This is a genomic window from Microbacterium oleivorans (assembly GCF_023715745.1).
Lineage (GTDB): Bacteria > Actinomycetota > Actinomycetes > Actinomycetales > Microbacteriaceae > Microbacterium > Microbacterium oleivorans_D.
In genome coordinates this window covers 713,301-728,129 of the sequence record NZ_JAMBOV010000001.1, presented here as the reverse complement: position 1 = coordinate 728,129, position 14,829 = coordinate 713,301, and the positions used below count along the sequence as shown (strand labels likewise).

18 protein-coding genes are annotated in these 14,829 nt (G+C 69.8%); 3 read left to right on the top strand and 15 right to left on the bottom strand.

Annotated elements, in window-relative coordinates; translation table 11 throughout:
• Positions 1-29 precede the first annotated feature (29 nt).
• The gene (locus M3190_RS03385; RefSeq protein WP_251578306.1) at positions 30-359 is read left to right on the top strand and encodes a DUF7882 family protein; all 330 of its coding nucleotides are present in this window, start codon (positions 30-32) and stop codon (positions 357-359) included.
• Positions 360-392: 33 nt separating this feature from the next.
• Here the strand turns inward: M3190_RS03385 and M3190_RS03380 are convergent, their stop codons facing one another.
• The 4 genes from M3190_RS03380 to M3190_RS03365 form a co-directional block, all read right to left on the bottom strand.
• Positions 393-950: a Dps family protein gene (locus tag M3190_RS03380; protein ID WP_251578304.1), complete on the bottom strand. Its 558-nt coding sequence runs from the start codon at positions 948-950 to the stop codon at positions 393-395.
• Between the two features lie 105 nt (positions 951-1,055).
• On the bottom strand, positions 1,056-1,286 hold the full coding sequence (locus M3190_RS03375; protein WP_251578302.1) for a hypothetical protein: 231 nt from the start codon (positions 1,284-1,286) through the stop codon (positions 1,056-1,058).
• Positions 1,287-1,354: 68 nt separating this feature from the next.
• Positions 1,355-1,669, bottom strand: coding sequence for a hypothetical protein (locus M3190_RS03370; protein ID WP_251578300.1), 315 nt, complete (start codon positions 1,667-1,669; stop codon positions 1,355-1,357).
• Between the two features lie 97 nt (positions 1,670-1,766).
• The gene (locus M3190_RS03365) at positions 1,767-2,057 is read right to left on the bottom strand and encodes a hypothetical protein (protein ID WP_251578298.1); all 291 of its coding nucleotides are present in this window, start codon (positions 2,055-2,057) and stop codon (positions 1,767-1,769) included.
• A 387-nt stretch (positions 2,058-2,444) separates the two neighbouring features.
• On the opposite strand from M3190_RS03365, the gene M3190_RS03360 reads away from it, so the two are divergent.
• Positions 2,445-2,636 carry a hypothetical protein gene (locus M3190_RS03360; RefSeq protein ID WP_251578296.1) on the top strand — a complete coding sequence of 64 codons (192 nt, stop codon included), beginning with the start codon at positions 2,445-2,447 and terminating at the stop codon, positions 2,634-2,636.
• A 37-nt stretch (positions 2,637-2,673) separates the two neighbouring features.
• Here M3190_RS03360 and M3190_RS03355 read toward each other — a convergent pair whose 3' ends face one another.
• On the bottom strand, positions 2,674-3,480 hold the full coding sequence (locus M3190_RS03355; RefSeq protein ID WP_251578294.1) for a lytic transglycosylase domain-containing protein: 807 nt from the start codon (positions 3,478-3,480) through the stop codon (positions 2,674-2,676).
• Positions 3,481-3,674: 194 nt separating this feature from the next.
• Here M3190_RS03355 and M3190_RS03350 point away from each other — a divergent pair, with 194 nt between their 5' ends.
• A complete protein-coding gene (locus M3190_RS03350; protein WP_251578292.1) occupies positions 3,675-4,550 on the top strand; it encodes a manganese catalase family protein in 876 nt (291 codons plus the stop codon).
• A 42-nt stretch (positions 4,551-4,592) separates the two neighbouring features.
• On the opposite strand, the gene M3190_RS03345 is transcribed toward M3190_RS03350, so the two are convergent.
• From M3190_RS03345 to M3190_RS03300, 10 genes are all read right to left on the bottom strand, one after another.
• Positions 4,593-4,922, bottom strand: a complete 330-nt coding sequence (locus M3190_RS03345) for a DUF7882 family protein (RefSeq protein ID WP_251578290.1) — start codon at positions 4,920-4,922, stop codon at positions 4,593-4,595.
• Between the two features lie 190 nt (positions 4,923-5,112).
• On the bottom strand, positions 5,113-5,688 hold the full coding sequence (locus tag M3190_RS03340; RefSeq protein ID WP_251578288.1) for a hypothetical protein: 576 nt from the start codon (positions 5,686-5,688) through the stop codon (positions 5,113-5,115).
• 20 nt (positions 5,689-5,708) lie between these two features.
• Entirely contained in the window at positions 5,709-6,854 is a 1,146-nt protein-coding gene (locus tag M3190_RS03335) for a zinc-dependent alcohol dehydrogenase (protein ID WP_251578286.1), read from the bottom strand.
• 79 nt (positions 6,855-6,933) lie between these two features.
• Positions 6,934-7,635, bottom strand: a complete 702-nt coding sequence (locus tag M3190_RS03330) for a response regulator (protein ID WP_251578284.1) — start codon at positions 7,633-7,635, stop codon at positions 6,934-6,936.
• Positions 7,632-10,115 carry a sensor histidine kinase gene (locus tag M3190_RS03325; RefSeq protein ID WP_308222232.1) on the bottom strand — a complete coding sequence of 828 codons (2,484 nt, stop codon included), beginning with the start codon at positions 10,113-10,115 and terminating at the stop codon, positions 7,632-7,634. The genes M3190_RS03330 and M3190_RS03325 overlap by 4 nt, the downstream gene beginning before the upstream one ends.
• Before the next feature lie 2 nt (positions 10,116-10,117).
• Entirely contained in the window at positions 10,118-10,750 is a 633-nt protein-coding gene (gene kdpC / locus M3190_RS03320) for a K(+)-transporting ATPase subunit C (protein WP_251578282.1), read from the bottom strand.
• 18 nt (positions 10,751-10,768) lie between these two features.
• Complete coding sequence (gene kdpB, locus M3190_RS03315; protein ID WP_251578280.1) at positions 10,769-12,910, bottom strand: potassium-transporting ATPase subunit KdpB; 2,142 nt, start codon at positions 12,908-12,910, stop codon at positions 10,769-10,771.
• A 1-nt stretch (position 12,911) separates the two neighbouring features.
• Positions 12,912-14,585 (bottom strand): potassium-transporting ATPase subunit KdpA, encoded by a 1,674-nt coding sequence (kdpA, locus tag M3190_RS03310; protein WP_251578277.1) that lies wholly within the window; start codon positions 14,583-14,585, stop codon positions 12,912-12,914.
• Positions 14,585-14,674, bottom strand: a complete 90-nt coding sequence (gene kdpF, locus M3190_RS03305) for a K(+)-transporting ATPase subunit F (RefSeq protein ID WP_251578275.1) — start codon at positions 14,672-14,674, stop codon at positions 14,585-14,587. Before kdpF ends, kdpA begins: the two co-directional genes overlap by 1 nt.
• Positions 14,671-14,817: a hypothetical protein gene (locus M3190_RS03300; RefSeq protein WP_251578272.1), complete on the bottom strand. Its 147-nt coding sequence runs from the start codon at positions 14,815-14,817 to the stop codon at positions 14,671-14,673. Before M3190_RS03300 ends, kdpF begins: the two co-directional genes overlap by 4 nt.
• Positions 14,818-14,829 lie beyond the last annotated feature (12 nt).

Genomic DNA, 14,829 nt, shown 5'->3' with positions numbered 1-14,829 from the left:
CGACGGCTACCTCCCATTATGGTGGCCCCATGGGTGTGATCTACTACGGCAGCTCGGCGACCCCGATCCGGATCGCAGATCGTGCTCTCGCTCACCTGAAGATCGTGATCGCGACCAAGCTCCGCCGCTCCGAGGCGTTCACCCTCTCGTGGCGGCACCCCGACGGCGACCCCCGCGGCCGGACCACGATCTGGCTACACCCCGCGATCCCCCTGCGTTTCGTCTTCGACGAGCCCGAGCCGCCGACGCTCAACCGGGAGTGGATCGAGGAGCTGGCAGCGTCGGCCAACTCTTCGGGCGGCATCCAGCTCCTGCCCGAGATGTTCGACGACGAGCACGAGGGCCGCATCACGGAGTGATGCGGCCCTCGGCGGACGTCGTGCTCGTCGGGATCAGCGGGGAGTGCGGTTCTCCGCGCTGATCATCCAGGCGAACTGCTCGAGGCTCTCGAGGATGCCGTGCAGGATGTCGGCACTCGTCGGGTCCTCGTCGTCGACCTCGTCGTGCACCTCGCGGCACGTCGAGATGGTCGCCTCGAGGCGCTCGGTGACGAGATCGATGACATCGGAGGTCAGGACCTCGCCGTGGGGGAACTCGGGGAGCGTCGTGGTCTCGGCCACCGTGTCGCTCCGGCCGTCCGGGACGGCGTGGAGCGCGCGCATGCGCTCGGCCACGGTGTCGCTGAACTCGCGGGCGGCATCGATGATCTCATCGAGCTGCAGGTGGGTGTCACGGAAGTTCTTGCCGACCACGTTCCAGTGGGCCTGCTTGCCCTGGATGGAGAGCTCGAGGAGGTCGACCAGGACCGCCTGCAGGTTGTCGCTGAGCTTCTGCGACGCGGTGAAACCGCGCTCCGCGTTCTGCTCCTCCGTCAGCTGAGCACCCGACTTCGCGGGGCGACGCTTGTTGCGGGTCGCCGAGGTCGCGGACTTCGTCTCTGTCGTCGTCATGACACATCCTTCTTTTTCGAACGGGGTCGGCACCACGCTACGTCGGCACCTGGCAGGGTGACATCGGGTTGCGCCATCGACGGCGCCGGTGATAGCCCGGATGCCTCAGACGCCGAGGCGCGCGAGCGCGGCGGTCATCTGCTCGTCGGAGAGCGTGATGCCGGCATCCTTCAGCCGACGCTCCAGGAGAAGGCGAGGGTCGAGGCCGTCCTGACCCGCCAGATCCGCCTGGCACTGCACGAGGATCCCCTCGAGTCTCTGCCCGTCGTCGGCGGGGTTCTGAGACATCGAAGGGCCGGACTGCACGCCGTCGCGGGCATGATTCGCGTCGCTCATGACCCGAGTCTGCGGCCATACCCCTGAGGGCGCCACCCCTTGACCGTCACCGGAAGCAGGGTTAAACCTCAGCGTCGCTGTCGGTCGGGGTGGATGCGGGGACCGCGCCAGGCGGGCGGCATCCCGTCGGTATCGGGATCGTCGAAGGCGGGAGCCTGGCTGTCGGCCGGAGGGTCCTGCGGTTCCGGAACGGGGATGACCGCGATCGGCACCCCGGGCGTGAGGAACAGATAGGCGGGGCGCGGGCTGCCCTCGCCGTCGTTGACGGCGAGCCAGTGCTGCCCGGCAGCCATGCCCTCCTGGATCTCCTGGTGCACCTCCTCCACCGAGCGATTCCCGATGCTGTACCACTGTCCGCCGTACGAGATGTCGATGCGGTTCATCGGTGCTCCTCGATCGTGGACGGACATCAAGCATCCAGGATGCGACTGATTTCCGGCCGAGTCACGATCTTGACAGCGGTCCGGGGGCGGATTACCGCTACAGGGCAGCGAGGGGCGGGCGGTGCGCAATCGGCTTCGGCTTTCCTCGGCGGGGCGCAGCCGCCGCGAGGTGTCGAAGCGCACCGCGCAGGAGCTCATCGACCGTCGGATACCACGCGGTACCGCGCGCGCAGTAGACCCACGTGACGTCGTACCCGCCGTCGTCGGCGGCCTCGACGTAAGCCAGCAGATGCGCGGCATCGGATGCCGCAGCCGACGAGTCGCAGAGCCGCCACGCCGAGGGGGACAGCGGCTCGAGAGTCAATCTTCCGATGGGATCGTCACTCACGGTCGCACCTCCGGATGTAGCGTGTTCGCAGATCTTCGTCGACCTGCAGCGAGCGGACCTCCCCGCGAGAGACACCATCTCTCTGTTCGCACCCCGGACCGAGGGGCTTGACACCGCCTGGGACGCGGGTTACCGAAGGGCCCAGCTAGCAGATGGCCGGGCACGGCGTCAATGCCCCCGAGACCTCGCATCCGCTCGCCTAGCGTTGTCGGTGCAAGGTACGTAGGCGGACGGTCGAGACGAGAGGTGTTCGGGTCACCGATTTTTTCTCCCGCGCTTACAACGGGCCCCGGCGATCGGGCTTATCGCCGGGGCCCCACCTGTGCAAGCCCCTCCGTCGCTCCCCCGGGGCCACGTAGCGTCGACACCCCGACGAGAGGAGCAGTCATGGACGATGCCGGACACCGAGCCGAGTCGGACGGATCCCTGCCGGGCGGTTCGCTGCCCGACGAGGACCCGATCGAGGCGGTCCGCGATGCGGTGCAGAAGGACGACGCGGTGCCGATCGAAGGAGTGGAGCCCGGGGTCGACCCCGACTCCGCCGACTCGAGCAGCTCGCTGAAACGCACCGACCGCTGATACCCGGAGGCCGCACCGGCGTGCGGCCTCCGTCACGTCACCCCACCGGTGCGCGCTGAGCGTATTCGTTCGCTCTCACGGCCACATCGTCGATGTACCGCGTCAAAGGGTTGTACGTGAACACGGCGTCTCTCCAGGCGCCCTCCGACGCCATCGACCCGGAGCGACAGAGGTAGCGAGCTGCCGCCAGGGCGGCGTCGTCGATGTTGCTCGGGTCGCGGGTGCCGTCGGCGTCGCCGTCGGCGCCCCAGCGCCGCCACGTCTCGGGGATGAACTGCAGGGGCCCGACCGCACGGTCCCACTGCTCGTCGCCGTCGAGGGCACCGCCGTCGGTGTCCGGGATCGCCGCCACCCCGTCGCCGTCCAGTCGGGGACCCCGTATGCGGGGAGTCACCAGGCCGCTCTCGTCGAGGCGAGAGCCTCCGTACGACCCGTGCCGCGACTCCACCCACCCGATCCCCGCGAGCGTGTTCCAGCCGATCTCGCAGGAGGGCTGCTCGTGGGCGACGGTGAGGTCGGCCGCGGCGTAGGCGACGACGGCACGACGAGGGATGCCCGTGGCCTCTGCGACACGCGCTGCCCAGTCGGCATCGACGAGCGTCACTGCGGGAGCCGAGGAGGGATCCGCTCCCGCCACGGCGAGCGCCGGCGGGGGCGTATCAGCCCACCGCGACGACACGGGTGGGAGGGGGTCCCCTTCCGGTTCGGCCCGCTGCAGGGCGGTCGGCAGACATGCAGCGAGCGCCATGACGACGACGGCGGGCGCAACACCCATCCCGACGGCGAGTGCGGCGCGCCGGCCGCGACCGCCGCGCGTCGACGACGGTCTCCGGCGTCCCGCCATGTGCCTCTCCCCCGATTTGCTGCCCGCACCACGCTAACCCGTCCGCGTGAGGATCCGCCGTGCACGCGTCGCACGCCGCCGTCAGCTCGTCAAGGCCCCTCTCCGCCTCGGAGATCGCGGCCTACGGTCCCCGGACGCGACGACGATGCATCCCGCATCCCTCCCCTCGCCGCCCCAACCGGACAGGAGACACGATGTTCTTCCATCGACAGGAACTGCAGTTCACCGCCACCCCCGACAAACCCGACGCGATCTTCGCGCGACGCATGCAGGAGGTCCTGGGCGGGCAGTACGGCGAGATCACCGTCGCCATGCAGTACGGGTTCCAGGCGTGGAACGCCCACATCCCAGGCAAGTACCGCGACCTGCTCTACGGCATCGGGGCTGAGGAGTTCGGGCACGTGGAGATGCTCGCGATCATGATCGCCCAGCTGCTCGAGAAGGCCCCGGTCGAGCAGAGCGAAGCGGCTGCGGCATCCGACCCGGTCCTCGGCGCCGTCATCGGCGGAATGGACGTTCAGGCGGCCATCGTGGCGGGTGCGGGTGTGCGTCCCGTGGACAGCAACGGCAACCCCTGGCAGGGCTCGTACGTGACGGCCAGCGGCAACATGCTCGCCGACTTCACCGCGAACGCGAACGCCGAGATGCAGGGACGCCTGCAGGTCGCCCGCATCTACAACATGACCGACGACCACGGTGTGCGCGAGATGCTCTCGTTCCTCCTGGCGCGCGACACGATGCACCAGAACCAGTGGATCCGTGCCGCCCAGGAGCTGCGAGAGGAGGGCGTCGAGGACCTTCCGGTGCCTCTCAACTTCCCCCTGTCGAACGAGGCACGCGACCACTCGTACAAGTACATCAACTTCTCCGACGGGCAAGCCGCTGCCGAAGGATCGTGGGCCAGCGGCCCCACCCCCGACGGCAAGGGCGAGTTCACGTACCTCGACGGTCCGGACACCTCGGTGCCGATGCCGCCCCCCACGCAGCCCGATCCGCGCTTCTACGGCACCGACCCGAAGCCGAACCTGATCGACAAGGCCGAGGGCGTCATCAAGGACAAGCTCTCCTGAGAACGGGCGGATGCCGGGCGACGGGCGCCCGGCATCCGGTCCTCAGATCGCCTCGATGGTTCCTGTGCCGGGCTCGTCGGGCGGCTCGGACATCACGAACAAGCCGCTCGTCGAGTTCGCCGCGTAGGCGAGCTTCTCGAGCCAGGTGCGGTTCATCGCCGGCGCGCGCGACCCGTAGTACTTGAAGTCGAGGTCGGCCGACGGATGAATCCACACCGACCGTCGTCCGTCCCCGACACTCACGTCGTCCCGCCACGTGAAGAAGAAGGATTCTCCGCGGCGCAGCTTGTTGCCCATCACGACCTGCAGGTGCGCGAGCGCCCTGTCCTCCACCTCGGTCTTGACCTGGCTGCTGTAACTGAATCGGCCCATGGGGCGGCCCTCCCGCCGAGAAGTGCGCTCGACTGCGGACACACCGCGAATCACGGTGCTGCGGATCCGCAGGGCGCAGATCTCCGTCGTCGTGCCACGTTCCTCTCGCCGGGGCCAGCGCGCAACCCCGGGCGCGCAGGACCTCCACCCCGGATGTCAGCCCGGGCGTGTCGCCGCGCGCCTCACGCCGTCAGCGACGGCCCCCGCGCGCGAACGCCACTCGGCCGATTCTCGTCACGGCGACCGCCGCGAGCACCCATGGTCCGACGACGAGAAGGGGATCCAGCCACATGTGCCGCACGTCGACGCGGCCCCGGCCGAACCGGGAGGCGATCGGGTGGCGGCTGCGCTCACCGAGCACCCCGGACTGCGTCACCGGGTCGTCGGGGCGACGCGAGAACAGCGAGCGCACATGCGCGCCCGTCGACTCGACCCGGTCGCCCAGGATCAGCAGCATCCAGTGGGGCGTCTGCCCCTCACTGAACCGTGCGTACGCGATCCGCCGGATGAGTCCGGAGACGCCGTGCAGGGGCTGGGCGGTGCCGAAGACCGGTGTGAGGCGGTTGTGCTCGATCGAGCGTTCGCGGCCGGCGCCGTGCGGCTGCTGCTCGGGTATGTCCCAGTGGGCGCCGGTGTGGATCCCCGGCTGCTCACGAGGGAAGGCGGGGCGGTCCGAGGGATCGAGATCGGCACCCCACCCGGGGATCCGACGACGGAGCTCGTCGGGGTCGGGGATGGCCCCCGGCTTGTCTGCGGTGTACGGCATGGTCCCTCCTTGTGTCGGGGTCAGCCGGCGACGGTGATGACGGGCTTGATGATGCCGTCGAGCTTCGACGAGAAGACGTGATAGCCCTCGGCGATGTCGTCGAGCTCGAAGCGATGGGTGATGAGCTCCCGCGGGGAGACGTGTCCGGCGCGGATGTGCTCGAACAGACGCGGCCACTGCCTCTTCACCGGGGCCTGATTCGTGCGGATGGTGAGGCCCTTGTTCATGGCGTCGCCGAACTTGACCGCGCTGAAGAGGGGTCCGTACGCGCCCATGACCGAGATCGTGCCGCCCTTGCGGACGGCGTCGATCGCCCAGTTGAGTGCGATGGGCGATCCGCCCTGGAGTTTCAGCTTGGCCGCGGTGACGTGCTGCAGGAAGTGGCCGTCCGCCTCGGCGCCGACGGCATCGATGACGGCATCCGCCCCGAGCGCGTCGGTCATCTTCTTGAGGGTCACCACGACGTCGTCGACCTCGCCGAAGTGGACCGTTTCGGCGAAGGCGAATTCGCGCGCCTTCTGCAGCCGATAGTCGAGGTGGTCGACGACGATCACCCGACCGGCTCCCATCAGCCAGCACGATCGCGCCGCCGCGAGCCCGACGGGTCCGGCGCCGAGGACCACCACGGTGTCTCCCGCTGCGATGTCCGCCAGCTGAGATCCGAAGTAGCCCGTGGAGAAGGCGTCGGTGAGGAGCAGAGCGTCCTCGGACTGGATGTCGTCGGGGATGACCTGCGGACCGACGTCGGCGAGGGGCACCCGCACCAGTTCCGCCTGGCCGCCGTCGTACCCGCCGGTGGTGTGCGAGTACCCGTAGATGCCACCCACCGCCGTCGCGTTCGCGTTGACGTTGTGGCAGTTGGAGAACAGACCCCGCGCGCAGAAGAAGCAGGAGCCGCAGTAGATGTTGAACGGCACCATCACCCGGTCACCGGGCGTGAGATTCTGCACCGACGAGCCGACCTCTTCCACGCGACCGATGAACTCGTGCCCGAACGTGTGACCGACGCGGGTGTCAGGCATCATGCCGTGATAGAGGTGCAGGTCGGATCCGCAGATGGCTGCCAGTTCCACCCGGACGATCGCGTCACCCGGATGCTCGATCACCGGGTCGCGCTTGCTGTCGACGCGGACCTTGTACGGCCCGCGGTACGTCATCGCCTTCATGAGTCCTCCTCGGTTTCCGCGCGAGCCTGATCGCCGGGCTCGTGGGCAGGGAGGGGGTTGCGCATCGGGGTGCGACGTGTCAGTCGGAGGACGACGCTCCGAGCTCGAAGCGATATCCCATGCCCGCCTCGGTGAGGATGTGCCGTGGTTGCGCCGGGTCGTCCTCGAGCTTGCGGCGAAGCTGCGAGACGTACAGCCGCAGGTAGCCGGTGTCCGTCACATGCTCGCTCCCCCAGATCGCGCTGAGGATCGTCTGTCGGGTGACGAGCTTGCCGGGGTTGCGCAAGAGGATCTCCAGCAGCTGCCACTCGGTCGGAGTGAGCCGCACCCGCTCGGTGTGGCCCGCCGTCGTCTTCGTGACGCTCCGCGCGGCCAGGTCCACCGAGATGGACCCGAACTCGGTCACCGGGTCGGGTTCCTGCTGCGGCGCCCGCCGCGTCAGGGCGCGGATGCGCGCGAGCAGCTCGTCGATCGAGAACGGTTTCGTCACGTAGTCGTCGGCGCCGGCGTCCAGGGCGTCGACCTTGTCGGCGGCTCCGGTGCGTCCCGACACGACGAGGATCGGGGCCGCTGACCAGCCGCGGATCGCGTGGATGACCTCGATCCCGTCGAGCTGGGGCATCCCGAGATCGAGCAGGAAGATGTCGGGGTGGTGATCGACCGCGGCGGCGATCGCCTGCGCTCCGTCGATCGCGGTGAACACCTCGTACCCACGTGCCGAGAGGGTGATCCGGAGTGCCCGCACGATCTGCGGGTCGTCGTCGGCGATGAGGATCCTCACACGCCCTCCTTCTCACGGGCCAGCGGCAGGGAGACGACCATCGTCAGCCCTCCGCCCGGGGTGTCCTCGGGGGTGAGCGTACCCCCCATCCCCTCGACGAAGCCCTTCGAGAGGGCGAGGCCGAGGCCGAGGCCGGTGCTGTTGTCCGTGTCGCCGAGACGCTGGAACGGCACGAAGACGTCGTCGCGACGCTCCGCGGGAATGCCGGGGCCGTGATCGATGATGCGGATCTCGGCGGAGGAACCGAAGCGGCTGGTCGCGATGCGGACCTTCTGCCCCTCCGGCGAGAAACGCAGCGCGTTGGCGAGCAGGTTCACGATCACGCGCTGCAACAGCACGGGGTCGGCCCGGACGACCGCATCCCCGTCGAGATCGATGTCGACGGATGCCGGTCCCGCACCCAGTTCCTCGAGGGCCGGGAGGACCGCATCGGCCGGGTCGACCGCCTGCAGGGAGACGGCGAGGGCGCCCGCCTGCAGGCGGCTCACGTCGAGGAGGTCGGTGACGAGGGTCGCGAGCATGCCGAGTGACTCGTCGGCCGTCTGCAGCAGCTCCAGGCGGTCGCGGTCACTGTAGGTCCCACTGCGGAGCCCGCCGACGGCCGCGGTCGCCGCCGCGAGCGGGCGACGCAGATCATGGCTGAGCGCCGACAGCAGGGCGCTCCGCACCCGGTCCGACGCCTCGAGGGGGGCCAGCCCGCTGGCGACCTCCGCCAGGTCGGCGCGCTGCAGCGCGGCGTCCAGCTGCGCGACGATCGCGGACAGCAGCCGGCGCTCCGACGCCTGCAGGTCATGCCCGTGCAGTTCGAGCACGGCGCGCTCACCCACGGGGAGGGCGGTGTGCCGCCCGTCGCGCAGCGGTTCACCGCTCGAGGCGAGGGTCACCTCTCCCGACACGAGCCGCACGCCGGCGAGTCGGAACGCCTCGCGGGTCCACTCGACGAGCGCCTCCACCGCCCCGCCGCCCCGGAGGACGCTGCCCGCCACCGTCTGAAGCAGTTCCGCCTCGGCAGCCGCGCGGCGGGCCACGCGGGTGGTGCGTGCGGCGCGGTCGACGACGACGCTGACGAGCACGGCGATGACGACGTAGAGCAGCAGGGCGAGGATCTCGCGCGGCGACTTGATCTGCAGGGTGTAGAGCGGATCGACGAAGAAGAAGTTGAGGGTCACCCCGCTCAGGACGGCCGCCCACAGCGCGGGCCAGATGCCACCGATGAGGGCGACCACGACGACGAGGAGCTGGTAGCTGAGGACGTCGCTCGTGATCGATTCCGCGGAGTGGAACGACACAAGGAGCCAGGTGAGCAGCGGCCCCCCGAGGAAGGCGAGGAAGAAGCCCGCGACGCGTCGGCGCATCGACAGCGCGCCGCCCCATCTCGGCAGCGCGAAGCGCCCGCCCGCGGCGGAGTGGGTGACTATGTGGACGTCGATGTCGCCGGACTCGCGGATGACGGTGGCACCGATCCCGGGACCGGTGACGAGCGCGGCCAGGCGGCTGCGGCGGCTGACGCCGAGAACGAGCTGCGTCGCATTGACGGAACGCGCGAATTCGACGAGAGCGGTCGGGATGTCCTCTCCCACGACCTGGTGGAAGGTCCCCCCGAGCTTCTCGACCAAGGCGCGCTGCTCGGCGAGGGCGCCGGGGTCGCCGCCGCGGAGCCCGTCGTTGCTCGTCACGTGCACCGCCAGCAGCTGCCCGCCCGCCGACCGCGCGGCGATCCGCGCGCCGCGGCGCAGCAGGGTCTCGCCCTCCGGCCCGCCGGTGAGGGTCACGACGACGCGCTCGCGCGCCTCCCACCGGCTGTCGATGCCGTGCTCCGCACGGTAGGAGGTGAGCGCCTGATCAACCTCGTCGGCCAGCCACAGCAGCGCGAGCTCGCGCAGCGCCGTGAGGTTGCCGAGACGGAAGTAGTTCGACAGGGCGGCATCCACCCGCTCGGCGGGGTAGACGAGCCCGCCGGCGAGCCGGTCGCGCAGCGCCTGAGGAGCGAGATCGACCACCTCGACCTGGTCGGCGGCGCGCAGCACCTGGTCGGGGACGGTCTCGCGCTGCGGTGCACCGGTGATCTGCTGGACGACGTCGTTGAGCGACTCGATGTGCTGGATGTTGACCGTCGAGATGACCGAGACCCCGGCATCCAGCAGCTGCTGGACGTCCTGCCAGCGCTTCTCGTTCGCCGAGCCGGGCGCGTTGGTGTGCGCGAGCTCGTCGACGAGGGCGACGTCCGGGCGTCGCGCGATCACACCGTCGAGGTCCATCTCGGTCAGCGTCACCCCGCGGTGGGTCACGTCGCGGCGAGGCACCTGCTCCAGCCCGTCCGTCATGCGCTGGGTCGCCGCGCGTCCGTGGGTCTCGACGACGGCGATGACGACGTCCTTGCCCTCCGCGGCGAGGCGACGCCCCTCTTCGAGCATCGTGTACGTCTTGCCGACGCCGGGGGCGGCGCCCAGCAGCACGCGCAGCCGTCCGCGTCCCCCCACTGTCAGCCTCCGAGCCCGTCTCGTCCGCTGAGTCCGTCGAGGGCGAGATTGAGTTCCACCACGTTCACGGTCGATCCACCGAGGTACCCGAGGTCGGGTCCCTGCGTGTGCTCGGCGACGAGTCGTCGGACCTCCGACACGGGCAGACCCCGGGCCTCGGCGACGCGGTCGACCTGGATCGAAGCGTACGCGGGGCTGATGTGCGGGTCGAGTCCGGATGCCGAGGCGGTGACCGCATCGGCGGGCACGGCCGCCTCGGGCACACCCTCGCGCTCGGCGATCGCGGCCTTCCGATCGCGGATCGCGGCGACGAGGTCGTCGTTCTCGGGCCCGAGGTTCGAGCCCGACGACGCCCCGCCGTCGTACCCGTCGCCCGCCGCCGAGGGGCGGGACTGGAAGTACTGCGGGAGCGCGGCACCGTCGGCATCCGTGAAGGACTGACCGAGCAGCGAGGAGCCCACCACCTCGCCGGCGTCGTTCCGGAGGAGGGAGCCGCCCGCCTGCGCCGGCAGGACGAGCTGACCGAACAGGGTGACGACGCCGGTGTAGCCGACGCCGAGCAGGAGCGTGAAGACGATCATCGCGCGGACGGCGACGGCGACGGTCCGGCCGGTGGTGCGGGACGTGGTGTTCATGAGGAGGTGTCCTTCGGGTCAGAAGCCGGGGAGGAGGCGGACGAGCAGGTCGATCAGCCAGATCCCGATGAATGGGGCGACGACTCCGCCCAGGCCGTAGACGGCGAGGTTGCGGCCGAGGATCGACGACGCTCCGCCGGGGCGGTACCGCACACCGCGCAGGGCCAACGGGATGAGAGCGATGATGACGAGCGCGTTGAAGATGATCGCCGAGAGCACCGCGGATGCCGGCGAGTGCAGCCCCATGATGTTCAGGGCGCCGAGCTGGGGGAACACCCCCATGAACATCGCCGGGATGATCGCGAAGTACTTGGCGATGTCGTTCGCGATCGAGAACGTCGTCAGCGCGCCGCGGGTGATGAGCAGCTGCTTGCCGATGCGGACGATGTCGATGAGCTTCGTCGGGTCGGAGTCCAGGTCGACCATGTTGCCGGCCTCCTTCGCCGCCGACGTGCCCGAGTTCATCGCGACACCCACGTCCGCCTGCGCCAGAGCCGGGGCGTCGTTGGTGCCGTCACCCGTCATCGCGACGAGGTTGCCACCCTCCTGTTCCTTGCGGATGTAGGCGAGCTTGTCCTCGGGGGCGGCCTCGGCGAGGAAGTCGTCGACGCCCGCCTCCTTCGCGATGGCCGCCGCGGTCAGCGGGTTGTCACCGGTGATCATGACGGTGCGGATGCCCATCGACCGCAGCTCGGCGAACCGCTCGCTGAGCCCGTCCTTGACGACGTCCTTGAGATGGACGACCCCGAGCACACGCCCCGCGCCGGCGGCATCCTTCGTCGCGACGACAAGCGGAGTACCGCCGGACTGCGAGATCTCCTCGGTGCGTGCGGAGAGGTCGGCGCGGACACCCTCGGACAGCGGCGTGCCACCCTGCTCGAGCCAGCCGACGATCGCGGAGCCGGCGCCCTTGCGGATCGCCGACCCGTCCGGCAGGTCGAGCCCGCTCATGCGGGTCTGCGCCGTGAACGGGACGATGACGCCACCCGCGTCGCCGGTCACGTCGACGCCGCGGCGGGTGGCGAGGTCGACGATCGAGCTCCCCTCCGGCGTGGGGTCGGCCAGCGACGACAGGGCCGCGGCACGCGTGAGCTCCTGCTGCGCCTGACCGGCGAGCGGGACGAACTCGGCCGCCTGCCGGTTGCCGTAGGTGATGGTGCCGGTCTTGTCGAGGAGGAGCGTCGTCACGTCGCCTGCGGCCTCGACGGCGCGCCCGGACATCGCGAGGACGTTGCGCTGCACGAGCCGGTCCATGCCGGCGATGCCGATCGCCGACAGGAGCGCGCCGATCGTGGTGGGGATGAGGCACACCAGCAGCGCGACGAGCACCGGGATGCTGACGGGCGCCGCAGCGTATGAGGCGACCGGGTTCAGGATCAGCGCGACCACGACGAAGATGATCGACAGACTCGCGAGCAGGATGTTCAGCGCGATCTCGTTCGGGGTCTTCTGCCGCGCGGCACCCTCGACGAGGGCGATCATCCGGTCGACGAACGTCTCCCCCGGCTTGGACGTGATGCGCACGACGATGCGGTCCGAGAGCACACGGGTGCCGCCCGTGACGGCGCTGCGGTCGCCGCCGGATTCCCGGATGACCGGAGCCGACTCCCCGGTGATGGCGGACTCGTCGACCGACGCGATCCCGTGGACGACGTCGCCGTCCCCGGGGACGAGGTCGCCCGCCGCGACCACGACGACGTCCCCCAGGGTGAGGTCGGCCGACGAGACGTCATCGATCGTGACGCGTTCGGCCGCGGCATCCGTCTGCTCGTCGTACCCGGTGACGCGGTGGGCCACCGTGCTCGTCCGGGTCTTGCGGAGTGTCTCGGCCTGCGCCTTGCCGCGGCCTTCGGCGACGGACTCGGCGACGTTCGCGAACACGACCGTCAGCCAGAGCCACACAGCGATGATCGCCGTGAAGGGGGCGGGCACCGGGGTGCCGCCGGATTCGCCCGGACCGCCCAGGAAGGGCTCCGCGACGGCGAGCACGGTCGTCAGCACCGCGCCGACCCAGACGATGAACATCACGGGGTTGCGCCACTGGGCCCGGGGGTCGAGCTTGCGCAGCGCGCCCGGCAGGGCAGCCACGATGGCGGCGCCGTCGATGCCCCGGCGCGAAGCGGGAGCGGGAGCGACCGGTTCGAGGGTGGTCGTGGACATGTCAGATCAGTCCTTCTGCGAGGGGACCCAGCGCGAGCACCGGGAAGTAGGTGAGGGCGGTGACGATGACGATGACGCCGACGAGGAGGCCCACGAACAGCGGGCGGTGCGTCGGCAGCGTGCCCGCGGTGGCGGGGACCTTGTCCTGCGCGGCGAACGAGCCGGCGAGGGCGAGGACCAGCACGATCGGCAGGAACCGGCCGAGCAGCATCGCGACACCGAGGGCGGTGTTGAGCCACGGAGTGTTCGCCGTGAGCCCCGCGAAAGCGGAGCCGTTGTTGTTCGCGGCCGAGGTGAAGGCGTAGAGCACTTCGCTGAAGCCGTGGATGCCGGGGTTCCAGATCGACGTCGTCGTGACGTCCTCGCGCACGGCGGGGATCGCGAAGCTGAGCGCCGTGCCGACGAGCACGAGGATCGGGGTCACGAGGATGTAGATGCTCGCGAGTTTGATCTCGCGCGGGCCGATCTTCTTGCCGAGGTACTCGGGGGTCCGCCCGACGAGAAGGCCGGCGATGAACACCGCCAGGACGGCCATCACGAGCATGCCGTAGAGCCCTGATCCCACGCCGCCGGGAGCGAGCTCGCCGAGCATCATGTTCAGCATCGGCATCATGCCGCCGAGCGCCGTGAACGAGTCGTGCATCGCGTCGACCGCGCCCGTCGAGGTGAGCGTGCTCGTCGAGCCGAAGATCGTCGACCCGACGATGCCGAAGCGCACCTCCTTGCCCTCGAGCGCGGCGCCGGCGAGCTCGGGAGCGGTACCGCGACCGGCGAGCTCGAAGGCCGTGAGCGCGAGCGTCGAGACGAGGAAGAGGACACCCATCGCGCCGAGGATCGCGTAGCCCTGCCGCTTGTCCCCGAGCATCGTGCCGAACGTGCGCGGCAGCGAGAACGGGATGACGAGCATGAGGACGATCTCGAAGAGGTTCGTCCAGCCCGTCGGGTTCTCGAACGGGTGCGCGGAGTTGGCATTGAAGAAGCCGCCGCCGTTCGTGCCGAGGAGCTTGATGGCCTCCTGCGAGGCGACCGGACCGCCGGGGATGCTCTGCGCCGCCCCGGCGACGGTGGTGACGTCGCTGAAGCCGGCGAGATTCTGCACGACGCCGCCCGCCAGCAGCACGATCGCCGCGACGAGGGACAGCGGCAGGAGCAGACGCACGGTACCGCGGGTGAGGTCGACCCAGAAGTTCCCGATCGTGCCGCTGCGGCGGTAGGCGAGGCCGCGCACCAGGGCGACGGCGACGGCCAGGCCGACCGCCGCCGACACGAAGTTCTGCACGGCGAGCGCGGCGAACTGCACGGTGTATCCGAGGGTCAGTTCAGGCGAGTACGACTGCCAATTCGTGTTGGTCACGAACGAGACGGCCGTGTTGAACGAGAGCGCCTCGCTCGGCGCGGTCAGTCCCAGCGACCACGGCAACCACTGCTGGACGCGCTGCAACAGGTAGACCACGAGCACGCCGATGACGGAGAACGCGAGCACGCTGCGGACGTAGGCCTGCCACGTCTGGGCGGATGCCGCGTCGACACCGATCAGTCGGTAGAGACCGCGCTCGGCGCGAGCGTCCTTCGGTGAGGTGTACACCCAGGCCATGTAGTCACCGAGAGGCCGGTAGGCGACCGCGAGGACGAGGGCGAGCGTGGCGAGGGTGAGGATTGCGGACAGCCACGCCATCAGAACTTCTCCGGCTTCACGAGCGCGACGAAGAGGTAGACCACCGCGGCGACGCCGAGCACCGCGGCGACGATGTCGAACACGTTCATACCCGATCCACCGCCTTGGCGAACAGGCCGATGATCACGAACAGGACGATGACGCCCAGCACGTAGACGATGTCGAGCACGAGAGACGCTCCGTTTCGAGGGACCGCGCGCCTCGGACAGGCGCGCACGCCGGTGTGGCGCATCCCCGATGGAAC

Bases quoted from the DNA above. Each gene is read 5' to 3' on its own strand.
- M3190_RS03385 (WP_251578306.1), top strand. From the start codon at position 30: ATGGGTGTGATCTACTACGGCAGCTCGGCGACCCCGATCCGGATCGCA.
- M3190_RS03380 (WP_251578304.1), bottom strand. From the start codon at position 950: ATGACGACGACAGAGACGAAGTCCGCGACCTCGGCGACCCGCAACAAG.
- M3190_RS03375 (WP_251578302.1), bottom strand. From the start codon at position 1,286: ATGAGCGACGCGAATCATGCCCGCGACGGCGTGCAGTCCGGCCCTTCG.
- M3190_RS03370 (WP_251578300.1), bottom strand. From the start codon at position 1,669: ATGAACCGCATCGACATCTCGTACGGCGGACAGTGGTACAGCATCGGG.
- M3190_RS03360 (WP_251578296.1), top strand. From the start codon at position 2,445: ATGGACGATGCCGGACACCGAGCCGAGTCGGACGGATCCCTGCCGGGC.
- M3190_RS03355 (WP_251578294.1), bottom strand. From the start codon at position 3,480: ATGGCGGGACGCCGGAGACCGTCGTCGACGCGCGGCGGTCGCGGCCGG.
- M3190_RS03350 (WP_251578292.1), top strand. From the start codon at position 3,675: ATGTTCTTCCATCGACAGGAACTGCAGTTCACCGCCACCCCCGACAAA.
- M3190_RS03345 (WP_251578290.1), bottom strand. From the start codon at position 4,922: ATGGGCCGATTCAGTTACAGCAGCCAGGTCAAGACCGAGGTGGAGGAC.
- M3190_RS03340 (WP_251578288.1), bottom strand. From the start codon at position 5,688: ATGCCGTACACCGCAGACAAGCCGGGGGCCATCCCCGACCCCGACGAG.
- M3190_RS03335 (WP_251578286.1), bottom strand. From the start codon at position 6,854: ATGAAGGCGATGACGTACCGCGGGCCGTACAAGGTCCGCGTCGACAGC.
- kdpC (WP_251578282.1), bottom strand. From the start codon at position 10,750: ATGAACACCACGTCCCGCACCACCGGCCGGACCGTCGCCGTCGCCGTC.
- kdpB (WP_251578280.1), bottom strand. From the start codon at position 12,910: ATGTCCACGACCACCCTCGAACCGGTCGCTCCCGCTCCCGCTTCGCGC.
- kdpA (WP_251578277.1), bottom strand. From the start codon at position 14,585: ATGGCGTGGCTGTCCGCAATCCTCACCCTCGCCACGCTCGCCCTCGTC.
- kdpF (WP_251578275.1), bottom strand. From the start codon at position 14,674: ATGAACGTGTTCGACATCGTCGCCGCGGTGCTCGGCGTCGCCGCGGTG.
- M3190_RS03300 (WP_251578272.1), bottom strand. From the start codon at position 14,817: ATGCGCCACACCGGCGTGCGCGCCTGTCCGAGGCGCGCGGTCCCTCGA.